Annotated in this window: 16 protein-coding genes and 1 riboswitch; of the genes, 7 read left to right on the top strand and 9 right to left on the bottom strand. The window is 59.1% G+C overall.

Annotated features, from left to right (window positions below; all coding sequences use genetic code 11):
- The first annotated feature begins 147 nt into the window (after positions 1–147).
- From DW56_RS20495 to DW56_RS20480, 4 genes are all read left to right on the top strand, one after another.
- The gene (locus tag DW56_RS20495; protein WP_024554917.1) at positions 148–462 is read left to right on the top strand and encodes a YsaB family lipoprotein; all 315 of its coding nucleotides are present in this window, start codon (positions 148–150) and stop codon (positions 460–462) included.
- 118 nt (positions 463–580) lie between these two features.
- The gene (gene glyQ / locus DW56_RS20490; protein ID WP_024554918.1) at positions 581–1492 is read left to right on the top strand and encodes a glycine--tRNA ligase subunit alpha; all 912 of its coding nucleotides are present in this window, start codon (positions 581–583) and stop codon (positions 1490–1492) included.
- Positions 1493–1501: 9 nt separating this feature from the next.
- A complete protein-coding gene (gene glyS, locus DW56_RS20485) occupies positions 1502–3571 on the top strand; it encodes a glycine--tRNA ligase subunit beta (protein ID WP_024554919.1) in 2070 nt (689 codons plus the stop codon).
- A gap of 48 nt (positions 3572–3619) precedes the next feature.
- Complete coding sequence (locus DW56_RS20480) at positions 3620–4330, top strand: hypothetical protein (RefSeq protein ID WP_024562035.1); 711 nt, start codon at positions 3620–3622, stop codon at positions 4328–4330.
- Positions 4331–4406: 76 nt separating this feature from the next.
- Here DW56_RS20480 and DW56_RS20475 read toward each other — a convergent pair whose 3' ends face one another.
- From DW56_RS20475 to DW56_RS20440, 8 genes are all read right to left on the bottom strand, one after another.
- Complete coding sequence (locus DW56_RS20475) at positions 4407–4697, bottom strand: HTH-type transcriptional regulator (protein ID WP_024554884.1); 291 nt, start codon at positions 4695–4697, stop codon at positions 4407–4409.
- Between the two features lie 251 nt (positions 4698–4948).
- Positions 4949–6322 (bottom strand): MFS transporter, encoded by a 1374-nt coding sequence (locus DW56_RS20470; protein ID WP_024554883.1) that lies wholly within the window; start codon positions 6320–6322, stop codon positions 4949–4951.
- A gap of 331 nt (positions 6323–6653) precedes the next feature.
- Positions 6654–10217 carry an urea carboxylase gene (gene uca, locus DW56_RS20465; protein WP_029590229.1) on the bottom strand — a complete coding sequence of 1188 codons (3564 nt, stop codon included), beginning with the start codon at positions 10215–10217 and terminating at the stop codon, positions 6654–6656.
- Positions 10218–10291: 74 nt separating this feature from the next.
- Positions 10292–10927, bottom strand: coding sequence for an urea amidolyase associated protein UAAP2 (locus DW56_RS20460; RefSeq protein ID WP_024555196.1), 636 nt, complete (start codon positions 10925–10927; stop codon positions 10292–10294).
- A 2-nt stretch (positions 10928–10929) separates the two neighbouring features.
- The gene (locus DW56_RS20455) at positions 10930–11640 is read right to left on the bottom strand and encodes an urea amidolyase associated protein UAAP1 (RefSeq protein WP_024555195.1); all 711 of its coding nucleotides are present in this window, start codon (positions 11638–11640) and stop codon (positions 10930–10932) included.
- 14 nt (positions 11641–11654) lie between these two features.
- Positions 11655–12470, bottom strand: a complete 816-nt coding sequence (locus tag DW56_RS20450; RefSeq protein WP_024555194.1) for an ATP-binding cassette domain-containing protein — start codon at positions 12468–12470, stop codon at positions 11655–11657.
- Between the two features lie 10 nt (positions 12471–12480).
- Positions 12481–13293: an ABC transporter permease gene (locus DW56_RS20445; protein WP_024555193.1), complete on the bottom strand. Its 813-nt coding sequence runs from the start codon at positions 13291–13293 to the stop codon at positions 12481–12483.
- Between the two features lie 15 nt (positions 13294–13308).
- On the bottom strand, positions 13309–14364 hold the full coding sequence (locus tag DW56_RS20440; protein ID WP_024555192.1) for a putative urea ABC transporter substrate-binding protein: 1056 nt from the start codon (positions 14362–14364) through the stop codon (positions 13309–13311).
- 59 nt (positions 14365–14423) lie between these two features.
- Positions 14424–14518, bottom strand: a riboswitch (guanidine-I (ykkC/yxkD leader).
- A 301-nt stretch (positions 14519–14819) separates the two neighbouring features.
- Between DW56_RS20440 and DW56_RS23205 the strand changes: the two genes are divergently transcribed.
- From DW56_RS23205 to DW56_RS20430, 3 genes are all read left to right on the top strand, one after another.
- Entirely contained in the window at positions 14820–15062 is a 243-nt protein-coding gene (locus DW56_RS23205; protein ID WP_412093698.1) for a DUF5431 family protein, read from the top strand.
- Positions 15013–15171: a type I toxin-antitoxin system Hok/Gef family toxin gene (locus DW56_RS20435; protein WP_024554594.1), complete on the top strand. Its 159-nt coding sequence runs from the start codon at positions 15013–15015 to the stop codon at positions 15169–15171. The genes DW56_RS23205 and DW56_RS20435 overlap by 50 nt, the downstream gene beginning before the upstream one ends.
- Positions 15172–15429: 258 nt before the next feature.
- Entirely contained in the window at positions 15430–16140 is a 711-nt protein-coding gene (locus tag DW56_RS20430) for a DUF3053 domain-containing protein (RefSeq protein WP_024554595.1), read from the top strand.
- 43 nt (positions 16141–16183) lie between these two features.
- Here DW56_RS20430 and ghrB read toward each other — a convergent pair whose 3' ends face one another.
- Positions 16184–17158, bottom strand: a complete 975-nt coding sequence (gene ghrB, locus DW56_RS20425) for a glyoxylate/hydroxypyruvate reductase GhrB (RefSeq protein WP_024554596.1) — start codon at positions 17156–17158, stop codon at positions 16184–16186.
- Positions 17159–17221: the final 63 nt, after the last annotated feature.

Below are 17221 nucleotides of genomic sequence, written 5' to 3'. Positions count from 1 at the left end.
TCTGGTGAACTTATCTGCCCGGAACAATCTGAGTTTAACGCTGGCGGGTTGCCTGCGGTTGCGGGGTTTCGCACAATGCGGCCCTTTCTGTGACGGACCACAGCGCAAATGCGGAAAGTTGATACTTTAACACGGAGATAACAAGCAATGGCGAAGCGGTTTTCCTGCATAGTACTGACGACAATAGCTCTGACGACAGGCTGCGCCATGCAGCAAGCGGAACCGCAGCATGCCCAGACGGCGCAAAAAAACCATCTCAGCGCAGCGCGCTCGCTGGATATGGAACAGCTTTGCAAAGGAGAAGCGGCGCATCGTTATAACACCGGTTCGCAGCACGTTAACGTCGTCGGGTTCGATACTTTCCAGGGCAGCTACGAACTGCGCGGCTATACTGCCCGCGAAGAGGGCTTTACCTGCTCGTTCGACGCAGACGGTCATTTTTTACACCTTTCCATGCGTTAGCACCTCACTCTTCCCTCAACGGCCGGGTTTTGTACGCGGATCCGGGCTGTATATCTTGCGGTCAATGGGTATACTGACCGCTTCCCTATAAAACCACTCGTATCGCGTGCGAAATTATATGCAAAAGTTTGATACCAGGACCTTTCAGGGCCTGATCCTGACGCTTCAGGATTACTGGGCTCGCCAGGGCTGTACCATCGTTCAACCTCTGGACATGGAAGTTGGCGCCGGAACCTCTCACCCCATGACCTGCCTGCGGGCGCTCGGGCCGGAACCCATCGCGGCGGCCTACGTACAGCCTTCCCGCCGCCCGACCGACGGCCGTTACGGCGAAAACCCGAACCGCTTACAGCATTACTACCAGTTCCAGGTGATCATCAAGCCATCGCCGGACAATATCCAGGAGCTTTACTTGGGGTCGCTGAAAGAGCTGGGCATGGACCCGACCATTCACGATATCCGCTTTGTGGAAGATAACTGGGAAAACCCGACGCTGGGCGCCTGGGGTCTCGGCTGGGAAGTGTGGCTGAACGGTATGGAAGTGACGCAGTTCACCTACTTCCAGCAGGTGGGCGGCCTGGAGTGCAAGCCGGTTACGGGTGAGATCACCTATGGACTTGAGCGTCTGGCGATGTATATCCAGGGCGTCGACAGCGTTTACGATCTGGTCTGGAGCGACGGCCCGCTGGGTAAAACCACCTATGGCGACGTTTTCCATCAGAACGAAGTAGAACAGTCTACTTATAACTTTGAATACGCGGATGTGGATTTCCTCTTCACCTGCTTTGAGCAGTATGAGAAAGAAGCGCAGCAACTGCTGGCGCTGGAAACGCCGCTGCCGCTGCCAGCCTATGAACGTATTCTGAAAGCCGCGCACAGCTTCAACCTGCTGGATGCCCGTAAGGCTATCTCGGTAACCGAGCGCCAGCGCTACATTCTGCGTATCCGTACGCTGACCAAAGCTGTGGCTGAGGCCTACTACGCTTCCCGCGAAGCGCTGGGCTTCCCGATGTGCAACAGGAATAAATAAGAGGCTGCCATGTCTGAAAAAACTTTTCTGGTGGAGATCGGCACTGAAGAGCTGCCGCCAAAAGCCCTGCGCAGCCTGGCGGAATCCTTTGCTGCGAACTTCACGGCTGAACTGGACGCTGCGGGCCTCGCTCACGGCGAAGTGAAATGGTACGCGGCGCCGCGTCGCCTGGCGGTGAAAGTGGCGAACCTTGCCGCTTCTCAGGCCGATCGCGAAGTGGAAAAACGCGGCCCGGCCATCTCTGCGGCTTTTGACGCCGAAGGCAAGCCGAGCAAAGCGGCGGAAGGTTGGGCGCGCGGTTGCGGCATTACCGTTGACCAGGCGGAACGCCTGACCACCGACAAAGGCGAATGGCTGCTTTATCGCGCCCATGTTAAGGGCGAAAGCGCGCAAACGCTGCTGCCCGCGATGGTGAGCACGGCGCTTTCTAAGCTGCCTATTCCAAAACTGATGCGCTGGGGCGACTCAGACGTGCAGTTTGTGCGTCCGGTGCATACCGTCACCCTGCTGCTGGGCGACGAAGTGGTGCCTGCCACCGTGCTCGGCATTGATTCCGATCGCGTGATTCGCGGCCATCGCTTTATGGGCGAGCCGGAATTTGTGCTGGAAAACGCCGACCAGTACCCGGACGTGCTGCTGGAGCGCGGCAAAGTGATTGCGGATTACGAAGCGCGCAAGGCAAAAATCAAAGCCGATGCGGAAGCGGCGGCGCGCCAGATTGGGGGCAACGCCGACTTAAGCGACAGCCTGCTGGAAGAGGTCGCTTCGCTGGTGGAATGGCCGGTGGTGCTGACGGCGAAATTCGAAGAGAAGTTCCTTGCGGTGCCTGCCGAAGCGCTGGTTTACACCATGAAGGGCGACCAGAAATATTTCCCGGTTTACGGCAACGACGGCAAACTGCTGCCGAACTTCATCTTTGTGGCGAACATTGAGTCGAAAGATCCGCAGCAGATTATCGCCGGTAACGAGAAAGTGGTGCGCCCGCGCCTGGCGGACGCCGAGTTCTTCTTCAATACCGACCGCAAAAAGCGTCTGGAAGACCATCTGCCGCGTCTGGAAACCGTGCTGTTCCAGCAGCAGCTTGGCACTCTGCGCGACAAAACCGACCGTATTCAGGCGCTTTCCGGCTGGATTGCGGCGCAGATTGGCGCAGACGTCAACCACGCGACCCGCGCGGGCCTGCTCTCCAAGTGCGACCTGATGACCAACATGGTGTTCGAGTTCACCGACACCCAGGGCGTGATGGGCATGCACTACGCGCGTCACGACGGCGAAGCCGAAGATGTGGCGGTCGCGCTGAACGAGCAATACCAGCCGCGCTTCGCGGGCGACGACCTGCCGTCTAACCCGGTTGCCTGCGCGGTGGCTATCGCCGATAAAATGGATACCCTGGCGGGTATTTTCGGCATCGGCCAGCACCCGAAAGGGGATAAAGACCCGTTCGCGCTGCGCCGCGCCGCGCTTGGCGTGCTGCGTATTATCGTTGAGAAAAACCTGCCTCTTGATCTGCAAACCCTGACGGAAGAAGCGGTGCGCCTCTATGGCAGCAAGCTGACCAACGCCAACGTTGTGGATGACGTCATCGACTTCATGCTGGGCCGCTTCCGCGCCTGGTATCAGGAGGAGGGGCATGCCGTGGATACCATCCAGGCCGTGCTGGCGCGTCGTCCGACCAAACCGGCGGATTTCGACGCCCGCATGAAAGCGGTGTCTCACTTCCGCACGCTGGAAGAGGCCGCTGCGCTGGCTGCCGCCAACAAGCGCGTTTCCAACATCCTGGCGAAATCGACCGAGCAACTGAACGATATGGTGCACGCTTCGGTGCTGAAAGAGCCGGCGGAAATTAAGCTTGCGGGCAACCTCGTCGTGCTGCGCGATAAGCTGCAACCTTACTTCGCTGAAGGACGTTACCAGGAAGCGCTTATCGAGCTGGCCGCCCTGCGCGAGCCGGTAGATGAGTTCTTCGACAAAGTAATGGTGAATGCCGAAGACAGCCAGGTGCGTATCAACCGCCTGACGCTGCTGTCGAAACTGCGCGAGCTGTTCTTGCAGGTAGCGGATATCTCGCTGCTGCAATAAGCCTGATGAAACCCGCCGCACGGCGGGTTTTTTTATGTGAGGGATAACATGAAAATAGCGTTAACGCTGGCGCTGGCCGGGTTTTTCAGCGAGCCGCTGTATGCTGACGATACCCCGGCGCGCTTTCTGAGCGAGCATTACCAGCCCGCCCCCGTCGGGGAACAGGGCGCGCCGCAGTGGCAGAAAGCCGACACGCCGGGGTTTGTTTATCGGCTTTGTCTTGATAAACCGCTCGACGCGCAGCAGCGTATCCTGGTGATGTGCGGCGAGGGCGATAACGATCACAGCGCGGGCGCCGACAGCGGCTATTTCGATATCTGGTATCTGAACGGCGATAAAGCGGTAAGCCTGACGGGCGAGCAGGGGGCGGGGCGCTACGGCCAGTCCGGCGACGTGCAGGCGGTACGAATGGGCGACCGCTGGGGCGTGGTGACCCAAAGCGGTTATTCGCTTCAGGGTTTCACTCAGGCTTTTGAGCGCTATTACGTCAGGCTTGGCGATAGCATCGCCAGCGTGGCGACCGTCACCACTTACTCAGATAACCTGGGCTATTGCGAACCTGCGCAGGACTGCAAACAGGACGAGCTGAACGTTAATGTGAAGTTTGGCGTGATGCAGCCAGGCAAACTTTTGCCCGATATGAAGCTGACCGCCAAAGGCCGGCTTGAAGGCGAAACGATAAATAAAAGCTGGTCGTTGCCGTTTGATGAAAAAACGCAGCGGTATGCGATTCCAGAAAAACTCAATATTCGTTATTAAAAATGGAAAACCCCGCTTCAGATGGCGGGGTTAATTTTTTACTTTTTTTAAAAACGTTTTAATCAAACAGACCGGATTATTCCATCAGTTGCTGGCTTAGCTTCGGGTTGGCCTGGATCAGGCGCATCAGCTTAAGCTCAGTACTGGAAGGTTTTACGCGTTTTGATTCCCATTCCTGCACCATGGCGACGCTGACGCCCATCATGCGGGCAAGTTCAGCCGTTTTCAGGCCCATGCTCTTACGCAGCTTTTCAAATTCTGAGAAGGCATTAGGTTTCTGCGCCAGGGTAACTTTTTGTGGTGCGTCCTTAAATACAATCTGCTCAAGGCTGCTGAGCAGTTCAGCCATCGGCTCTTTATATTCCATTGAGAACTCCTCGTACATCACACAGCGGGATCGTGAACTTCTAAGAAGCTTCTTAAGGATAGTTCGGAAAATATAAAATGCGCCGTTGCTCGTTAATTAATTTTGCAATTGATGCTTTTTTATGCTTCCTGAGCGATTTATTACGCGCTTCAGGTGATGTTAACTGCCTGAATAATCAGTTAACCCCTTGAGCTAAGTATAAATTTGTAAATCGTTATGCGGGCGGCGGATAACCGCCCGCGAAGGGTGTTTTACGCTTTTTGCGCCGCTTTATTCAGCGCGCTGTCGGCAGAGCGCGCTTCTTTTGGCGCGCGCAGGCTGGCGTAATATTTGATCATCAGCGCGAGGGCGGAAAGCAGCGCCGGGATAGCCAGCAGCATGAAGATGGTGCGAAAAGAGAGCTCCGCCTGCATAAGAAACGCGCCGCTGAACGCGCCCAGAATGCCGCCGAAACGCCCCAGTCCCAGCATCCACGCCACGCCTGTTGCGCGTCCCTGGGTTGGGTAAAAGCCTGCCGCCAGCGCTGGCATGGAAGACTGCGCGCCGTTCATGATGGTGCCCGCGATAAACACCATCACGCCCATCAACAGCAGGCTGCTGGTGGAGAAGCCGACGAGGCACACAAACAGCCCGGTCAGCAGATATCCCACCGCCACCACTTTATTCGGGTTCAGCTTGTCCATCAGCGCGCCGATGATCAGCACCCCGATGCCGCCGCCGAGCGGGAACAGCGCGGTAATGATCGACGCCTGGCTCAAGCTCGCGCCCGTTTCGCGAATCAGCAGCGGCAGCCAGGAGGTCAGCAGGTAGAAAATCAGCAGGCCCATAAAGTAGGTCAGGCAGAGCATCAGCGTGCCGACAAGATAGCGGGGCGAGAAAATAACGCCCAGCGCCGATTTCTCTTTCACCTGGCCTGGCTCGTTTAGCACAATACGGCTCTGTTCCGGCAGGGGCGCAATACGCCGCAAAATGGCGGCAATGTGCGTCTGCGATTTGTTATGCACTACCAGATAGCGCGCCGATTCCGGCAGCAGGAAGATCAGCACCACGGCGAGCATTAACGGCATTACGCCGCCCAGCACCAGCACGCTCTGCCACCCGTAGTGGGGAATAAGCCAGGCGGAGATAAAACCGCCGAGCGACGAGCCAATCGGAAAACCGACGAACATCAGGTTCACCAGCAAGGCGCGCTTGCGCTCCGGCGCGTATTCCGACATCAGCGTGGCGGCGTTCGGCATCGCCGCGCCAAGGCCGAGGCCGGTTAAAAAACGCAGCAGCGCCAGCTGGTTAAGGGAAGTGGCGAAAGCGGTCAGCAGGCTAAAGCCGCCGAACACCAGGATAGAGAGCACCAGCACTTTTTTGCGCCCGATGCGGTCCGCCATCGGTCCGGCGGTGAGCGCGCCAAAAGCCAGCCCCACCAGCGCGGCGCTCATTACCGGGCCTAGCGCCGATTTCTGTACGCCCCACTCCTGCACCAGATCGGAGGCGATAAAGCCGATAATGGCGGTATCGAAACCATCCAGCGCCACGGTAATAAAGCAGAGTACGAGGATCATCCACTGGTAACGCGAAAAGGGATGCTCGTTGATAAACGTCTGAATGTCGGTCGTTGTTTTATTTGTCATACGGCACGTCCTGCTGGAGCGGCGTGGACGACAGAGGTAAGGGTGTCGTCGCCGCCGGAGTTGACCTGTAATGTTCGATTATCGAACAGCCATTCGTTAATCGTTCATTTAATCAAATCATTGCGCCGACGTTCCGGCAATCCTGCGCGCCGCGTAAGCGTGCGATAATCGTACGGTCCGGCGCAAAACTCCCCGATATCGTGATGCACATTGCTGATATTTAAAGAGTATTTAGCGAAGCGAGGCGGTAAAGCGACGAGAAGATTTTGTGATGTGCTTAACGAACTATTAACATCTGCCGCCGGGCCTCCCTGCCCGGCGAAAAACGTTATCAGGCGGCGCGCTCTATCAGCATCAGTAACTGGCCCGCCTGCACCTGGTGCCCCTGCTGGCGCTGAAGCGCATGCACCGTACCGTCAACTGGCGCGGTGACCGGGATTTCCATCTTCATCGACTCCAGAATGCCGATAATTTGCCCTTCGCGCACCTGCTCGCCCGGCTGCACCAGCCATTGCCAGACGCTGCCGGCGACCTGGCTTTCCACGCCGTGACAGCTTTCCGGAATGGCTTCATCGCCGGTTGGCTGTTCGTCCAGCGCGCTGTCGAACGTGAACTGTCCTTCGGCGCGCCAGCGCGCCAGCTCGTCGTCAAACGCCTGCTGGCGGCGCTGCTGGAAGGCATCGATAGACTGCGCCTCGTCCTGCAACATCTGTTGATAAGCGCTCAGGCTGAACTCGCCTTCTTCAACACGCAGCGGATAATCGCCCCACGGGAAACGCTCGCGTATTTCAAGCAATTCGTCATGGCTCACCGGGTAGAAGCGGATCTGGTCGAAGAAGCGCAGCAGCCAGGGCTGGGTGAAGGCCTCGGTCTGCCGGTCGCGGTTCCACATCTGTAAAGTACGGCCGATGAACTGGTAGCCGCCCGGCCCCTCCATGCCATACACGCACAAATAAGCGCCGCCGATACCCACCGAGTTTTCCGCAGTCCAGGTACGCGCCGGGTTGTATTTAGTGGTGACCAGCCGGTGGCGCGGGTCGAGCGGCGTCGCCACCGGCGCGCCAAGATAGACGTCGCCCAGTCCCATCACCAGATAAGAGGCGTCGAAAACGATCTCTTTAACCTGTGCGACGCTCTCCAGGCCGTTGATGCGGCGAATAAACTCAATGTTGCTCGGGCACCAGGGCGCGCCGGGGCGCACCGACTGGGTATAGCGAGTGATGGCCTCGCGGCAGGCTTCGTCATCCCAGGAGAGCGGCAGCCAGACGGTACGCGAAGGCACGCGGGCGTCGTGCAGATCGCCAAGCGACAGATCCGCTTCGATCACTGACTTTAAAAGGATCGCGCGCGGGCAGATCTGCGGATCAAAATGAATTTGCAGCGAACGGATCCCGGGCGTCATCTCCAGGCGGCCCGCTTGCGGTTCGCTTTCCAGCTTTTGCATCAGGGCATGCGCGCGAAAGCGCAGGGCGATATCAAGCTTCAGTTCGCCATATTCCACCAGTAAAAAGCTGTCGCCCGCCGCGCGTACGGTCATGGCAGGCATGCCGTCCCGCGCCGCATCCTGCCAGAGCACCGGCGAGGGGAGGGAAGAGACAGCCGCTGCGGGCGCGACTTCGTTCGTGCTGTCCGCCTCTTCAAGCGTGACCGGCACAAATTCCAGCGTATCGCCCGCTTTCAACTGCCCGAGCTTCCATAAATCTTTTCCAATCACGGTCGCCGGGCAGACAAAGCCGCCGAGCGACGGGCCGTCCGGGCCGAGAATAACCGGCATGTCGCCAGTAAAATCGACGGTGCCGAACGCGTAAGCGTTATCGTGAATGTTAGAAGGATGCATGCCCGCTTCGCCGCCGTCCGGGCGCGCCCATTGCGGCTTCGGGCCAATCAGCCGGATGCCGGTGCGGCTGGAGTTGTAATGCACCTGCCAGCGAGCGGAGAAAAAGGCGCTGATATCGTCATCGGTTAAAAAATCAGGCGCGCCGTGCGGGCCGTAGATCACCCGCAGCTGCCAGTGATTCGTCATCGCGGGGTAGGCGTTGGCTGGCAACGCCGCCAGCGGACGCAACGCTGGCGCGGCAAGATGCAAGACGTCGCCGGCGCGCAGCGCCCGTCCCGCATGGCCGCCGAATTTGCCGAGAGTAAAGGTGCTGCGGCTACCGAGGTAATGCGGACAATCCAGCCCGCCCGCCAGCAGCAGATAGCTGCGACAGCCCGCGCCGCTGATGGCGCCAAGGCGCAGCGTTTCCCCTGCGGCGATATCAATCACTCTCCCCATGGGAAGCGTTTCTTTTTCGCGCATCGCCTCAATGGGCGCGCCGGTTAGCACGATGGAGCATGCCTGGTTGAAGCGCAGCGTCGGTCCGCGCAGCGTTATTTCAAGGCCAGCGGCATCCGGCGCGTTGCCGAGCAGCGCGTTGCCCAGGCGAAACGCCAGGCTGTCGAAGGGGCCGGAAGGCGGCACGCCGACGTGCCAGTAGCCGGTGCGGCCGGGCAAATCCTGAACGGTGGTCAGGGTACCGCCCGTCAGCACGTCGAGCGTGGCGGGTTGCCAGCGCACCTGGCCGAGCGTGGCGGTGATCACTTCGCCTGCCTGCACTTGCGGCAGCGTCAGCAGATGGCGCAGCCAGATAAGGTTGTTTTCGATGCCGTAAAGGCGGCTTTCATCAAGCGCCGTCTGCAACGCCGCCAGCGCCGCCGGACGGTCTTTCGCATGCACGATCACTTTCGCCAGCATCGGGTCGTAAAAAGGCGAAATTTCACAGCCGCTGGAAAGCCAGTGATCGATACGCAACTGCGCCCCGTCCACTGCGTGAGGGAAGGACACTTCGCTTAGCGTGCCCGCGACCGGCTGGAAGTTTTTCGCCGGATCTTCGGCATAAAGGCGCACCTGGATGGCGTGGCCCTGCGGCGTTGTACGAAGCGTTTCCAGCGGCGGCAGCGTCTGTGCGCCCAGCTCCACCATCCAGCGGACAATATCAACGCCGTAAACCATCTCAGTAACGCCATGCTCTACTTGCAGGCGCGTGTTCACTTCTAAAAACCAGAACTGCTGCGACTGGTCGTCATAGACATACTCTACCGTGCCTGCGCTGCGGTAATTCACCGCCTGGCACAGGCGCACCGCTGTTTCCTGTAATGCCTTGCGGGTAGCGTCTGAAAGGCGCGGCGCGGGCGTCTCTTCAATCACTTTCTGATTGCGACGCTGTGCGGAGCAATCACGTTCGCCAAGCGCAATAACCCCGCCTTCGCCATCGCCAAAAACCTGCACTTCAATGTGGCGGGCGCGTGCAATAAATTTCTCTAAAAAGACGCCATCGTCGGCGAAATTGTTGCCTGCAAGGCGTTTAACGCGTTCAAACGCCTCCCGCAACGCCTGCTCGTCGTCGCAGCGCTGCATGCCGATGCCGCCGCCGCCCGCCGTGCTTTTCAGCATTACCGGGTAGCCTGTTTCCTGCGCGGCGGCAACCGCCTGCGAAACGTCGCGTAAAAGCCCGCTGCCCGGCAGCAGCGGCACGTTATTTTGCTCCGCCAGCTCGCGGGCGCGGTGCTTGAGACCAAAAGCGGCCATCTGCTCTGTCGTCGGGCCAAGGAAAATCACTTTTTCGGCGGCGCAGCGTTCGACGAAGCGGGCGTTTTCGCTTAAAAATCCATAGCCCGGATGAATAGCCTGCGCGCCGCTTTCGCGCACGATGGCGAAGAGTTTGTCCTGATCGAGGTAAGTTTCCCGCACGTTGCCTTCGCCAAGCGAGAAAGCCGCATCAGCGAGGCGCACATGTTCGGCGTGTTTATCGGCTTCGGCATAAACCGCGATGGCGGTGATGCCCATTTGCTTAAGGGTGCGGATGATACGGACCGCGATAGCGCCGCGGTTGGCGATAAGAATTCGGCTTAACATAACCGGCTCTCCGGCGGGCAGGTCGTCCTGCGTTAACGTTGCGCTTTGTTGCGGGTCGTCCCGCAGCGCCGGTATTACCAGATAGCGACTTCAACCGGCGTCGGGTTATAACCGTTGCAGGGGTTATTCAACTGGGGACAGTTGGAGATAAGCACCAGTACGTTCATTTTCGCTACCATTTCCACATATTTTCCCGGCGCGGAGATACCGTCCGCAAAGTCCAGCCCGCCTTCGTCCGTGACCGGCACGTTCATAAAGAAGTTAACGTTGTGGGTGATGTCGCGACGCGTCAGGCCGTACTCCGGGTGCTCCGCCACTGCCAGCATCCATGAATCCCGGCAAGCATGCATATGACGCTTCTCCAGGTCGTAGCGCACGGTATTGCTCTCGCACGAGCAGGCGCCGCCCAGCGTATCGTGACGGCCGCAGGTGTCCGCCACAATTTCCAGCATCGGCCGGTCTTCGCTTGAGCGCAGCACGGTACCGGTAGAGAGAAAAACGTTGCGCTGGCCGCGCAGCGTGTCGGTCATGCTGTAGCGCTCTGCGGTGTCGTCGGCATTAAAGAAGAGCGTATCCGCCGCCTGGTTGCCTTCAAGGTCGGTAATGCGCAGCGTCTGGCCTTCGCCAAGGCGATAAAGCCAGTAATCCCCGGCGTTGATGGTGGCGCGGTACAGGGCGTCTGTAATCTGGCGCGGGCTTTCGGTCAGCATCGTCACACTCCTTCGTTCAGGTAGTAGAGGTGGTTATTGCGCAGGCCGCGTTGGTTCTCGGCGCGCGCCAGGCAGATTTCCGGCAGCGGCTGTCGTGTGCCGTCAAGCGTGATGAGCAGCGGCGCGGTGGGGTAGCGGTTTGCTTCACTCAGGGGGTGGGGGCAGGTATGCAGCACCACCAGCGTATCCATTGCGAAGCGCAGCGTAACGCTCGCGCCGGGTTTGCCCTGCTCAACCAGCTTCAGATCTCCGTCGCTGGTTGCCGCTACTCTGGCGAAAAAGTTGATATTGGCAGCGATATCACGCTTTCCGAGGCCATATTTGGCTAACTCCGTCAGGAAGCTGTCATAGCCGTTTTGATGGCGTTCGTTGCGCGCCTGCTGGTAGTTCAGCGCGCCGAACTGTTTCTCCACCTGCGCCGCGTTGCTGACGCCGCAGACGGTGTCGTGCCAGCCAAAGGTATCTTCTTCAATGCCGCACAAAATCCGGCCCATGTCGGAGTAAAGGCAGTGGCCTTTCGTCAGCCGGAAGGTGTGCTGGCATTTGAGCGTGTCCGGCGCGTTGTAGCGCTCAAGCAGGTTTTCCGGGTTGTAGAACAGCACGGCGGCGTTCGCGCCGCCTTGCGCGTCGGTGAGCGTCAGCGCGGCGCCCCGGCGCATCACCAGCGACCAGTGGCTGCCCGCAGGCAGGCGAGTTTCATAAACGGTTTCCATAGCGTCTCCTTGGGTTAACCTTCGCTGATCAAAGCCAGCGGGCGTTGCGTGGGGTCAGAACCGGGAAAAGGGCGCACCACCGCATTAAGCGGCCTGACTTTGCCGGCTGGCGGGCGGTCGAGCGGGATGTCGTAAGTTATGCTGGCGCCGTAAGCGTCCGGCGCCTGCGGGTCATGGCGCACTTTGTCGAAAACCCACAGCCTGGAGCCGAGTGAAAACCCCTCTTTGAGATCGTGGGTTATCATAAAAATGGTCAACCGGTGGCGCTGCCACAGGTCGCTTATCAACTGGTGCATTTCGCCGCGAATGCCCGGGTCGAGCGCGCCGAAAGGCTCGTCCAGCAACAGAATGCGTGGCTGCTTCACCAGCGCCTGCGCCAGCGCCAGACGCTGCTGCATGCCGCCGGAGAGCTGGTGCGGGTATTTGTCCTGCGCCGCCAGCAGCCCGACCTGCTCAAGCATGGCGCGGGCGCGCTCGCGAATAGCGCGGCGTTTGCGCCCCCAGACGCGGCCAAACCAGCGCGCTTCGCTAAACTCATCCGCCAGCATGACGTTGCCCAGCACGGTGAGGTGCGGAAATACCGAATAGCGTTGAAAAACGATGCCGCGCTGGGCGTCCGGCTCCAGCGAAAGCGGTTCGCCGTCGAGCAACAGTTGCCCTTTGCTTTGCGCTTCGGTGCCGAGCAGCATTTTCAGAAAGGTGGTTTTGCCGCAGCCGGAAGCGCCGACGATAGAGACAAATTCCCCTTCTTCGACCTGCACGTTAAGCCGCTCCAGCACGACCTGGTTGCCGTAATGCTTTTCAAGGTTTTTCAGTTCCAGCAAGGGCATAACGGCCTCCTTATTTGGCGTAGTACCAGGGGAAACAGCGACGGCTGAGCGTGCGCAGCAGCCAGTCAAGCAGGAAGGCGAGCAGCGTTATCCAGGCGACATAAGGCAAAATGACATCCATCGCCATGTAGCGGCGCATCAGGAAGATGCGATAGCCCAGCCCTTCGGTGGCGGCGATGGCTTCGGCGGCGATGAGAAAGAGCCAGGCGGCGCCGAGCGACAGACGCAGCGCATCCAGCAGGCGCGGCAGCAGCTGCGGGAGGATCACCCGCACCAGGATTTGGGCGCTGTGGCCGCCAAGCGTCTGCGCTTTCACCAGTTGCTCCTGGGGAATGGCCATCACCTGCATTTGCAGATCGCGAATAAGAAAAGGGGTGATGCCGATAATTATCAGCATCACTTTCGACAGCTCGCCCAGCCCGAAACAGATAAAGAGGATCGGCAGGATAGCGAGCGGCGGCACCAGCGCCACCACGGTTACCAGCGGCGAAAGCACCGCGCGCACCGCGGGCAGGGCGCCGCAGAAGAGGCCAAACAGCAAGGCGGTCGCCGCGCTCAGCAACGCGCCCGTCAGCAGGCGCAGCAGGCTTGCGGCGGTGTCGGTCCACAGCAGGTATTCGCCGGTGCGCGGGCTTGGCGTAAAGGCCATGCGGTCGACGGCGGCGCGCATCGCATCCAGCCCCGGCAGCAGCTTATCGGCGCTGTTAGCCGCCAGACGGGCGTCGGAGGCAATCAGATAAAACAGCGCCAGCGCCAGCAGCGGCAGGGCCCCCAGCAGCACGCGGCTCATCGGCTGCGGCTGGAAGTTAATGACTTTGCGCATCGCCCACCTCCGTTTTTACAGTTTGTTTTCTGCGGCGAGCCGGACAAACTCGTCGCTGAAGCGTAATTTCAGGTTGCCCGCATCGCCCCAGTTGCCGGATGGCGTCGCAATGCCCACCACGTCGGCGGACGGCGCGCCTTCGCCAAGCAGACCGTGGGCGAAGGAGAACTCCGCTACCTTCTGCATGGTGCTTTTAAGCTGCGGGCTGACGGTAAAATCGAGCGCCGACTGCGGGGTGTTAAAGAGATGCGTGGCGGCGAGTTGGGCGTCGAAGCCCGCGAGATCGGTGCCTGCCGCTTCGCCCATCTGCGTGCGGGCGGCTTTTGCCGGCGCCGCGTCGCCCTGCATGGTTTTCAGCGTTTCAAACCAGGCGCCGGTCAGCGCTTTGCCAAGCTCAGGATGTTTCTTCAGGGTGGCGGTGTTCACCACCAGCAGGTCGAGGATTTCGCCAGGAATTTGCGCGGAAGTGAACAGCGTTTTCGCGCCCGCCTGCTTTTGCGCCTGCGCAAGCAGCGGGTTCCAGGTCACGATAGATTTCACATCCGGCGTGCCGAAGGCGGCCACCAGATCGGCGTCCGCGGTGTTCACCACTTTCACATCCCGTTCGCTAAGCCCGGCGGTTTCCAGCGCGCGCGCCAGCAGGTAGTGCGAAACGGAAAGCTCGACGAGGTTAATCTCCTGGCCTTTGAGCGCGGCCACGGAAGGCGCGGTTTTGGACACGATGCCGTCGTTGCCGTTGGAGTAGTCGCCGATAATAAGCGCGGTGCTGTCGACGCCGCCTGCGGCAGGAAGGGTTAGCGCGTCCATGTTAGTCATGGTGCAGCCGTCGAAGCCGCCTGAGGTGTACTGGTTAACCGACTCGATGTAGTCGTTTACCTGCACGAACTGAATGTCGATATTGTATTTGTCGGCCCACTTTTTGATGATGCCGCTCTGCTGGGCGTAGTCCCAGGGCATCCAGCCTGCGTAAATGGACCAGCAAAGTTTGAAGGCGGGTTTTGCTGCGCTGGCTCCCACGCTAAAGAGCGCAAGGGCGATAAGCAGTATTCCTTTCCGGCAGGCGTTAAGCATGGCGTTTCCTCTGAGGTTAACGGGGAAAAAAGCAGGAGGAGGCGCACCTGTGTCGCTTATCCTCCCGGGCTTTTGTCCCGCCGTGTAACCGCCAGAGGGCGGTCGGCCACTCTCGGACCAGCATCTTGCGACCGGAACCCTAGTGACCCATTTAAATTGTCTGGCGACGCGGGCGTTATGCCTGTCACCCCTGCGAAGTGTTTAAAGCAAGCCGCGTGCCAGCTAGCAGCAGGCTTTAAATTCAGCGAGTTAAAGGATTGCGTAGTCGATGCGGCTCAGACGTTTGTGCAACAAAGGAGCAGGCGCACCCGGGGCTGCACTTCAATGGGGCACTTCGATGGGGATGGGGCAACGGACAACGCAGTAAAAATAGAATGCGGATAGTTTCAGATTAAGGCTGAGGAAAATAACGCGCTGCATCTTCTGAAAGTTAACGGAGAGAGGCTGAGTAAGGAATGCGCAGGCGTATAGTGGCGCTGGCGCTTGAGGCTTTTTGCCTCATGCGATCGGCAGAAAAGCGGATGTGCGGTGAGGCAGAAAGAAGAAAGCCCCGAAGGTCAATGTTTATTAACCAACGAGGCCTACTCACGACGCCCAAACACCGTCAGAGTAGCCTCTTACCCGCCGCAAGGCAAGGAGAAGAAAGCGATGAAGCTGCCGCAAAACCCCCGGCTCTGGTACTTATTAATTGTCTGTAGCACGCTGTTAGTCACGCTGTTCCTGACAAGAAATTCATTTTGTGAAATTCGTTATAAGGACGGACCGCTGGAGGTTGTTGCGCTTATGGCCTACGAATCCGGTAAGTAAGCAACCTGAAGGCGGGGGACGATTCCCGCCTTTCAGGCCTGAGGTAGACGGGCGTACCGCGAGCGCCTTTATAAGGGTTGTCAGCGCAGGCTGACAACCCTTTTTACCGGTGAGGAAGCGTCAACCTGATAAAAGCGGCGCAAGCCAGCATCGCGAGGTAATTAAGGGTATCCTGCGAGGCGCGCGTAGACTATTCTTGTCAGCGTTGAAGGCACGCTGGTGGCAGGGTGCGTAATTCGTGGTGAAAGGAGTAAAAAAATGGCGACAGGTAAGTCCTGCTCTCGCTGGTTTGCGCCGCTGGCGGCGTTGTTGATGGTGGTTAGCCTGAGCGGGTGCTTTGATAAAGAGGGCGATCAGCGCAAAGCGTTTATCGATTTCCTGCAAAACACGGTGATGCGTAGCGGCGAGCAGCTGCCAACGCTGACGGCGGACCAGAAAAAACAGTTCGGCCCGTTCGTTTCTGACTACGCCGTGCTTTACGGCTATTCCCAGCAGGTGAACCAGGCGATGGACGCCGGTATCCGCCCGGTAGTGGACAGCGTCAACAGCATCCGCGTACCGCAGGATTACATGACCCAGCGTGAAGCGCTGCGCCAGGCTAACGGTTCGCTCGGCGTGCTGAGCCAGCAGTTGCAGAACGCCAAAATGCAGGCGGACAGTTCGCGCTCAACGCTTAAGCAGGCCGATGATCTGAAACCGGTCTACGACAAAGCCTATGAAAAAGTGGTGACCAACCCGGCGAACGCGCTGCAACCGCTGATCCCGGCGGCGCAGGTGTTCACGCAACAGCTGGTGCAGGTTGGCGATTTCATCGCGCAGCAGGGTACCCAGGTGAGCTTTGTGTCGAACGGCATTCAGTTCCCGACCTCCCAACAGGCAAGTCAGTATAATTCGCTGATTGGCCCGCTCGCTTCGCAGCATCAGGCCTTTACGCAGGCCTGGAGCGCCGCGACCAACGCGATGCAGTGATAAAAAAAACGGCTCTCAGGAGCCGTTTTTTATTGCGCTGCTTTTATTTAACCGCCTGCGGGTTCACGCAGTTTTTCTCAACGTTGCCGTTTAGCGCGTCTATCAGGTTATCGACTGCGCAGGCGGCCATGTTGTACCGCGTTTCGTGCGTCGCGGAGCCGATATGCGGCAGCGCCACCACGTTCGGCATAGAAAGCAGCGGGGAGTCGGCGGGCAGCGGCTCCTGTTCAAACACATCCAGACCGGCGGCGTGAATTTTGCCTGCTTTCAGCGCCTCAATCAGCGCCGGTTCGTCCACTACCGGGCCGCGTCCCGCGTTGATGAGTATGGCGGAAGGCTTCATCAGCGCGATTTTCCCGGCGTTAATCAGATGGTGCGTTTCGTCCGTTAACGGCAGTACGATGCAGACGAAGTCCGATTCGCGCAGCAGCGTATCCAGATCGCACGGGCGGGCGTTAAAGCGCTCTTCCGCTTCCTGGTGCTGACGGCGCGCGTTATAAAGAATCGGCATGCCGAAACCGAAATGGGCGCGCTGCGCCAGCGCCAGACCAATGCGGCCCATGCCGACGATGCCGAGCGTTTTATGGTGCACGTCGATGCCGAACCAGTCCGGCCCGATGCTCTTTGTCCATTCGCCTTTTTTCACGCGTTCCGCCACTTCCAGCGCCCGGCGGGCGGTGGTCAACACCAGCGTCATCAGCGTATCCGCCACCGTTTCGGTGAGCACGGTCGGCGTATGCATGAGCGCAATGCGGCGGGCATTCAGCGCGTCGACGTCAAAGTTGTCATACCCTACGGAAACGGTAGAGGTGGCGCGAAGTTTCGGCATCTTCGCCAGCAGCGCCTCATCGACCTTTTCGCTCGAACCCAGCAGCCCTTCGGCATTGGCGAACGCTTGCGCGTGCTGTTCCACCGTTTCCGGGCTGAGGTTTTTAACCTGAGTGACAGTAAAATGGCTTTCCAGGCGGGCAAGCAGGTCGTCGGGAAGGGATTTATAAAGAATGACGGACGGCTTCATGCAAATCTCCTGCGTTTAACAAAGTAGGAAGGGTAGACGAAAGGGCGGCATTACGCCGCCCTG

It is taken from the genome of Franconibacter helveticus LMG 23732, assembly GCF_000463115.2.
Taxonomy (GTDB): domain Bacteria; phylum Pseudomonadota; class Gammaproteobacteria; order Enterobacterales; family Enterobacteriaceae; genus Franconibacter; species Franconibacter helveticus.
The sequence above is the reverse complement of the archived record's forward strand: the minus strand, read 5'-3'. Positions and strand labels throughout refer to the sequence as shown.

Bases quoted from the DNA above. Each gene is read 5' to 3' on its own strand.
- DW56_RS20495 (WP_024554917.1), top strand. From the start codon at position 148: ATGGCGAAGCGGTTTTCCTGCATAGTACTGACGACAATAGCTCTGACG.
- glyQ (WP_024554918.1), top strand. From the start codon at position 581: ATGCAAAAGTTTGATACCAGGACCTTTCAGGGCCTGATCCTGACGCTT.
- glyS (WP_024554919.1), top strand. From the start codon at position 1,502: ATGTCTGAAAAAACTTTTCTGGTGGAGATCGGCACTGAAGAGCTGCCG.
- DW56_RS20480 (WP_024562035.1), top strand. From the start codon at position 3,620: ATGAAAATAGCGTTAACGCTGGCGCTGGCCGGGTTTTTCAGCGAGCCG.
- DW56_RS20475 (WP_024554884.1), bottom strand. From the start codon at position 4,697: ATGGAATATAAAGAGCCGATGGCTGAACTGCTCAGCAGCCTTGAGCAG.
- DW56_RS20470 (WP_024554883.1), bottom strand. From the start codon at position 6,322: ATGACAAATAAAACAACGACCGACATTCAGACGTTTATCAACGAGCAT.
- uca (WP_029590229.1), bottom strand. From the start codon at position 10,217: ATGTTAAGCCGAATTCTTATCGCCAACCGCGGCGCTATCGCGGTCCGT.
- DW56_RS20460 (WP_024555196.1), bottom strand. From the start codon at position 10,927: ATGCTGACCGAAAGCCCGCGCCAGATTACAGACGCCCTGTACCGCGCC.
- DW56_RS20455 (WP_024555195.1), bottom strand. From the start codon at position 11,640: ATGGAAACCGTTTATGAAACTCGCCTGCCTGCGGGCAGCCACTGGTCG.
- DW56_RS20450 (WP_024555194.1), bottom strand. From the start codon at position 12,470: ATGCCCTTGCTGGAACTGAAAAACCTTGAAAAGCATTACGGCAACCAG.
- DW56_RS20445 (WP_024555193.1), bottom strand. From the start codon at position 13,293: ATGCGCAAAGTCATTAACTTCCAGCCGCAGCCGATGAGCCGCGTGCTG.
- DW56_RS20440 (WP_024555192.1), bottom strand. From the start codon at position 14,364: ATGCTTAACGCCTGCCGGAAAGGAATACTGCTTATCGCCCTTGCGCTC.
- DW56_RS23205 (WP_412093698.1), top strand. From the start codon at position 14,820: ATGCGCAGGCGTATAGTGGCGCTGGCGCTTGAGGCTTTTTGCCTCATG.
- DW56_RS20435 (WP_024554594.1), top strand. From the start codon at position 15,013: ATGAAGCTGCCGCAAAACCCCCGGCTCTGGTACTTATTAATTGTCTGT.
- DW56_RS20430 (WP_024554595.1), top strand. From the start codon at position 15,430: ATGGCGACAGGTAAGTCCTGCTCTCGCTGGTTTGCGCCGCTGGCGGCG.
- ghrB (WP_024554596.1), bottom strand. From the start codon at position 17,158: ATGAAGCCGTCCGTCATTCTTTATAAATCCCTTCCCGACGACCTGCTT.